The organism is Streptomyces carpinensis, assembly GCF_002154505.1.
Classification (GTDB): Bacteria; Actinomycetota; Actinomycetes; order Streptomycetales; family Streptomycetaceae; genus Streptomyces; species Streptomyces carpinensis.
In genome coordinates this window covers 22,139-28,138 of record NZ_MUBM01000112.1, presented here as the reverse complement: position 1 = coordinate 28,138, position 6,000 = coordinate 22,139, and the positions used below count along the sequence as shown (strand labels likewise).

The window sequence follows — 6,000 nt, the reverse complement described above, 5'->3', positions numbered from 1 at the left end:
CGGTCCCGACTTTATCAGAGACTCTGAGCCGGTCTTACCGGCCTTCGCTTCCGATTCATCGGGAGGCTTCTTTGAAATGATGTTTCCAAGAAGCAGATAAATGCTCACTGCGCCCGGTGGACTGGGTCCACCTCTAGGCAACTGTTCGAATCTACCTCCCCACCCGCTCCGTGTCAACGGCTCCGGTGGGGCGAAGAGGAGACTAGCAGGTCAACGGGCCTTCCCGCACATCACGCGGCCATCGGCACGCCGGCGCTTCGCTCGTCCGCCACGACGTCGCCCGTACCGCCGGCGCGCACGGCGCGGCCGCCCAGGACGTAGACATAGGTCAGGAAGCACAGCTCGGCGACGACTCCGATGCCTATCCGGCCCCAGGTGGGCAGGCCCGACGGGGTGACGAAGCCTTCGACCGCGCCGGACACCAAGAGGACCAGGGTGAGGCCGATCGCCATGCCCACAGCCGCACGGCCCTCCTCGGCGAGGGCCGTGCGGCGGGTGCGCGGGCCCGGGTCGATGAGAGTCCAGCCGAGGCGGAGGCCCGTGCCGGCGGCGACGAAGACCGCGGTCAGTTCGAGCAGACCGTGCGGGAGGACGAGGCCGAGGAAGGTGTCGAGCCGCCCGGCCGAGGACATCAGCCCGATGCCGACGCCGAGGTTGAGCATGTTCTCGAAGAGAATCCACAGGACCGGCAGTCCCAGGAAGACGCCCAGGACCAGGCACATGGCGGCGGCCTGGGCGTTGTTCGTCCACACCTGTGCGGCGAAGGCGGCGGCGGGGTGGCTGGAGTAGTAGGTCTCGTACTCACCGCCGGGGCGGGTGAGCTGCCGTAGTTCACCGGGAGCCGCGATGGAGGCCTGCACCTCCGGGTGGGTGCCGATCCACCACCCGAGGAGTGCCGCGATGACCGTGGAGACGATCGCCGTGGGCACCCACCAGTGGCGCGCCCGGTACACCGCTGCGGGGAAACCCTCCAGGAGGAAACGGGTGACGTCGCGCCACGAGGCGCGGCGGGTTCCCGTCACGGCACTGCGCGCGCGTGCCACGAGTTGGCTGAGGCGGCCGGTCAGCTGCGGGTCCGGGGCGCTGGACTGGATCAGGGACAGGTGGGTGGCGGCACGTTGGTAGAGGGCGACGAGTTCGTCGGCCTCCGTGCCGGTGAGGCGGCGCCGGCGGCGGAGCAGGGCCTCGAGGCGGTCCCACTCGGCTCGGTGGGCGGAGACGAAGACGTCCAGGTCCATCGTGTCTGCCTGCTCCTCGGCTGGTTGGTCGACTGCCCGTCGGACGCGTCAGCTTGTCGTACTGCGGCGCGAATGCCCACAGCTTGGCAGACTGGCGGTCTCCGAGGCGGGCCAGGGGAAGGCGGCGGGCGTGAGTGAGCTGGTGACGGGCGAGGCGGTGGCGCTGGAACTGCGCCCTGCGAGGCTGCCCAGCAGGGCGCTGGCCGTACTGCTCGACCTCGCCGTGGCGATGGCGGTCTACGTGGCCGTGACCATGGCTGTGGTGGCGGCCACGGCGTCGCTGGACGATGCGGCGCAGATCGCGCTGTCGATCGCCACGTTCCTGCTGGTGCTGGTCGGCGGGCCGATCGCGGTGGAGACGCTCAGCCACGGGCGGTCGCTCGGGAAGCTGGCGTGTGGGCTGCGTGTCGTACGGGACGACGGTGGGCCGATCCGGTTCCGGCACGCGCTGGTGCGCGGGGCGATCGGCGTGGTGGAGATCCTGATGACGTTCGGCGTCGTCGCGTGCATCTCCTCTTTGGCATCGGCGCGCGGACGTCGGCTCGGTGACGTCTTCGCGGGAACCCTGGTGGTCCGGGAGCGGGTGCCGGCCGGGCAGGCGCCCTTCGTGCCTCCGCCCCCGCCCTGGCTGGCCGGGCGTTTCGCGGCTCTCGACCTGTCGGCGGTGCCCGACGGGCTGTGGCTTGCGATCCGGCAGTACCTGACGCGGATGAGGCAGCTGGATCAGCAGGTCGGCTGGGACATGGCGCAGCGGCTCGCCACCGACCTCTCGGCGCGCACCGGGGCTCCGGTGCCTCCCGGGGTTCCGCCGGCCATGTATCTGGCGGCGGTGGTGCAGGAGCGGCAGGTCCGCGAGGCCCGACGGGCCTTCGGAAACGGTTCGGCGGCGGCGCGTGGGCCGGCCCCCCAGAGTTATCCCACGCCCGAGGCGTCGCCCTCTCCCGCGCCCCCGGGATCGGCCTTTGCCTCGCCAGAGGCGCCCACCGCACCGCAGGCGCCCAGCGCACCGGGGACACCAGCTCCGCCGCAGGGTCCTACCGAACCTTCGTCTGCTACCTCGTCGCCGTCGTCGCCGTATTCGGACGGTCGGGCCGATTCGGGTGGCCGGACCGGCCGCGATTCGGCGGGCGAGAGGCGTGGCACCGGGTTCGTGCCGCCTGCGTAGAGCGGCCGGTTAGTGCCCGTTCGGCGTTCGCTCAGGGACGGAGGACGGAGGGTGGTGACTGGAGGTCCTCGAGCTCGATGCCGGGGGCGGCCAGGACCACGTCGCCGGCGATGTGGACGGTGTGCCGTTCGCCCGTGTCCATGGCTGTGAGCTGGTATTCGTCCACGGTCAGAGGGCCGTTGTCAGTGGCGTGTGCTTCTCTTTTCACGAGGGCCCAGGACTGGTCCACGGTGCGCGGGGCGAGGACCGGTTCCGTGAAGGTGACGAGGCGTACGCGAGTCGCGGAGGCCGAGGGGGTGAGGCGCAGGAGACTGGTGGTGGCGATGAGGAACGCGGGGGACGTGCCGGTGAAGGCGTGGGCGCGCACATTGCCTTCGGTGGCGTGGGTTCCGGTGGGGTCGGTACGGACCCAGGTGACACCGTCGAGGGCGGCGCCGCGCACCTGCCAGCCTCCCGCGTGGAGTTCCAAGCGGATGGGACGGCCGAGTTCGTCGATGGCGAGGTCGACGGAGCCGCGGTGATCGCCCGAGGGGGTGGTGACCTGGGAGACGTAGCGCCAGCCGGAAGGGCCGGGCGCGCACTGGAAGTGCTCTTCGGCGAGGGGGGTGTGATCGTGCGGATCGTGGAGCGAATAACGGCCGCGGGGCATGGGGTTCCTGGGGCTTGACGGGTCGGTCCGGCCGGTCGCCGGTCTGTCCGGCCAAAGGGGCAGGCCCCCGACACGGGGGTGCGGGGGCCTGCCTCGGAGGACCTGGGTGAGACGCGGCTGCGGCTCGGTGGTCGATCAGTAGCGGTAGTGGTCCGCCTTGAACGGGCCGTCGACGTCCACACCGATGTACGCCGCCTGCTCGGGACGGAGCCGGGTCAGCTTCACGCCGAGGGCGTCCAGGTGGAGGCGGGCGACCTTCTCGTCGAGGTGCTTGGGCAGGACGTAGACGCCGGTGGGGTAGGCGTCGGGCTTGGTGAACAGCTCGATCTGGGCCAGGGTCTGGTCCGCGAAGGAGTTGGACATCACGAACGAGGGGTGGCCGGTGGCGTTGCCCAGGTTCAGCAGGCGGCCCTCGGACAACACGATGATCTTCTTGCCGTCCGGGAAGGTCCAGGTGTGGACCTGCGGCTTGACCTCGTCCTTGACGATGCCGGGCACCTTGGCCAGGCCGGCCATGTCGATCTCGTTGTCGAAGTGACCGATGTTGCCGACGATCGCCTGGTGCTTCATCCGCGCCATGTCGGAGGCCAGGATGATGTCCTTGTTGCCGGTGGTGGTGACGAAGATGTCCGCGGTCTCCACCACCTCGTCCAGGGTGGTGACCTGGTAGCCGTCCATCGCCGCCTGCAGCGCGCAGATCGGGTCGATCTCGGTGACGATCACCCGGGCGCCCTGCCCGCGCAGGGACTCCGCGCAGCCCTTGCCCACATCGCCGTAGCCGCAGACGACGGCGGTCTTGCCGCCGATCAGGACGTCGGTGGCGCGGTTGATGCCGTCGACCAGGGAGTGGCGGCAGCCGTACTTGTTGTCGAACTTCGACTTCGTCACCGAGTCGTTGACGTTGATCGCCGGGAAGAGGAGGACGCCGTCGCGCTGCATCTCGTACAGGCGGTGCACACCGGTCGTGGTCTCCTCGGTCACGCCGCGGATCTCGGAGGCCAGCCGGGTCCACTTCTGCGTGTTCTCGCCCAGGGTGCGGGTGAGCAGCTGGAGGATGACGCGGTGCTCGTCGGACTCGGCGGTGTCGGGCGAGGGGACCTTGCCGTCCTTCTCGTACTCGACGCCCTTGTGGACCAGGAGGGTGGCGTCCCCGCCGTCGTCCAGGATCATGTTCGGGCCGCCGGTGGGACTGTCCGGCCAGGTCAGGGCCTGCTCCGTGCACCACCAGTACTCCTCCAGGCTCTCGCCCTTCCAGGCGAAGACCGGGATGCCCTTGGGGTTCTCCGGGGTGCCGTCCGGGCCGACCGCGATCGCGGCGGCAGCGTGGTCCTGGGTGGAGAAGATGTTGCAGGAGGCCCAGCGCACCTGCGCGCCCAGGGCGACGAGGGTCTCGATGAGGACCGCGGTCTGGACGGTCATGTGCAGGGAGCCGGTGATCCGGGCGCCCTTCAGCGGCTGCTTCTCGGCGTACTCCTTGCGGATCGCCATCAGGCCCGGCATCTCGTGCTCGGCGAGGGAGATCTCCTTGCGGCCGAACTCGGCCAGGGACAGGTCCGCGACCTTGAAGTCCTGTCGGTTCTCGACAGTCGTCATTGCGAGCTGCTCCTCGGGGTTGGATCGAGGTGGATACGGCTGACCTGCGCGGCGGCGGACACAGGGGTGCCCGAAGAGGACACAGGCATGCCCGCGTGCGCGCAGCGCAGTCCGTCGGAGGCCCTCTCTCCCTCGGCCGGCCCGTCGTGGGTCCGCCCGACCGCCATCAGCAGCGACGTCTGGCTCCGTCCCAAGCTACACCGGACGGCCGGGCGGCCCCAGCCCGCCTCCGGACAGACCGGGCCGTTCGCGGGAGTTCGGGAAGAGGGACGGGGCCCGCCGCTCGAGGAGATCGGCGGGCCCCGTGAGGGTTCGCGGTCGCGGGCTCAGTGGCCCGTGGTGGAGTGCGGTCCCGGTCCGCCGGGGGTCGCCTCCGGGTCCGGGCCCTTGGCCGCTTCGGTCTCGCTGTAGACGTCGGGTTCGAGGTAGATGACGCGGGCGATGGGGACGGCGGCGCGGATACGGGCCTCGGCGGCGTCGATGGCGGTGGCGACCTCGGTGGCCGTGTCGTCGTGCCGCACGGCGATCTTGGCGGCGACGAGCAGTTCCTCGGGGCCGAGGTGGAGCGTGCGCATGTGGATGACGCGGGTGACGGTCTCACCGTCGACCATGGCGGTCTCGATCTGCTGGACCACGTCGGCGCCGGCGGCCTCACCGAGCAGCAGCGACTTGGTCTCGGCGGCCAGGACGAGGGCGATCAGGACGAGCAGGACACCGATGCAGACGGTGCCGATGCCGTCCCAGACGCCGTCACCGGTGAGCAGGGCGAGTCCGACGCCGCCGAGGGCGAGGACGAGACCGATCAGCGCGCCGAAGTCCTCCAGGAGGACGACCGGCAGCTCGGGTGCCTTGGCGCGGCGGATGAACTGCACCCAGGACAGCCCGCCCCGCAGCTCGTTGGACTCCTTCATGGCCGTGCGGAAGGAGAAGCCCTCGGCGATGATCGCGAAGACGAGCACGGCCACCGGCCAGTACCAGCGCTCCACCGCGTGCGGGTGGCTGATCTTCTCGTAGCCCTCGTAGATGGCGAACATGCCGCCGACGGAGAAGAGGACGATGGAGACGAGGAAGGCGTAGATGTAGCGCTCGCGGCCGTAGCCGAACGGGTGCTGCGGGGTCGCCACCCGCTGCGCCTTCTTGCCGCCGACCAGCAGCAGGAACTGGTTGCCGGAGTCGGCGAGCGAGTGCACGCCCTCGGCGAGCATCGACGACGAGCCGCTGAAGGCGAAGGCCACGAACTTCGATGCCGCGATCGCGAGGTTGGCGCCTAGTGCCGCCACGATCGCCTTGGTGCCGCCTGACGCGCTCATGTGTTCGCGTTGTCCCTTCGCCTTCGTGCTGCTCGCCGCCGTACG

5 protein-coding genes are annotated in these 6,000 nt (G+C 70.3%); 1 reads left to right on the top strand and 4 read right to left on the bottom strand.

Features of this window, described 5'->3' with window-relative positions:
• Positions 1–230: 230 nt before the first annotated feature.
• Positions 231–1,238 (bottom strand): stage II sporulation protein M, encoded by a 1,008-nt coding sequence (locus tag BZY54_RS16625; protein WP_086725977.1) that lies wholly within the window; start codon positions 1,236–1,238, stop codon positions 231–233.
• Between the two features lie 130 nt (positions 1,239–1,368).
• On the opposite strand from BZY54_RS16625, the gene BZY54_RS16620 reads away from it, so the two are divergent.
• Complete coding sequence (locus tag BZY54_RS16620; RefSeq protein WP_086725976.1) at positions 1,369–2,403, top strand: RDD family protein; 1,035 nt, start codon at positions 1,369–1,371, stop codon at positions 2,401–2,403.
• A 31-nt stretch (positions 2,404–2,434) separates the two neighbouring features.
• Here BZY54_RS16620 and BZY54_RS16615 read toward each other — a convergent pair whose 3' ends face one another.
• From BZY54_RS16615 to BZY54_RS16605, 3 genes are all read right to left on the bottom strand, one after another.
• Positions 2,435–3,052 carry a hypothetical protein gene (locus tag BZY54_RS16615; protein WP_086725975.1) on the bottom strand — a complete coding sequence of 206 codons (618 nt, stop codon included), beginning with the start codon at positions 3,050–3,052 and terminating at the stop codon, positions 2,435–2,437.
• Positions 3,053–3,187: 135 nt separating this feature from the next.
• Entirely contained in the window at positions 3,188–4,645 is a 1,458-nt protein-coding gene (ahcY, locus tag BZY54_RS16610) for an adenosylhomocysteinase (RefSeq protein ID WP_086725974.1), read from the bottom strand.
• A gap of 326 nt (positions 4,646–4,971) precedes the next feature.
• Complete coding sequence (locus tag BZY54_RS16605; protein ID WP_086725973.1) at positions 4,972–5,955, bottom strand: cation diffusion facilitator family transporter; 984 nt, start codon at positions 5,953–5,955, stop codon at positions 4,972–4,974.
• Positions 5,956–6,000 lie beyond the last annotated feature (45 nt).

Excerpts from the sequence above, each read along its gene's own strand:
- BZY54_RS16625 (WP_086725977.1), bottom strand. The coding sequence starts at position 1,238 with ATGGACCTGGACGTCTTCGTCTCCGCCCACCGAGCCGAGTGGGACCGC.
- BZY54_RS16615 (WP_086725975.1), bottom strand. The coding sequence starts at position 3,052 with ATGCCCCGCGGCCGTTATTCGCTCCACGATCCGCACGATCACACCCCC.
- ahcY (WP_086725974.1), bottom strand. The coding sequence starts at position 4,645 with ATGACGACTGTCGAGAACCGACAGGACTTCAAGGTCGCGGACCTGTCC.
- BZY54_RS16605 (WP_086725973.1), bottom strand. The coding sequence starts at position 5,955 with ATGAGCGCGTCAGGCGGCACCAAGGCGATCGTGGCGGCACTAGGCGCC.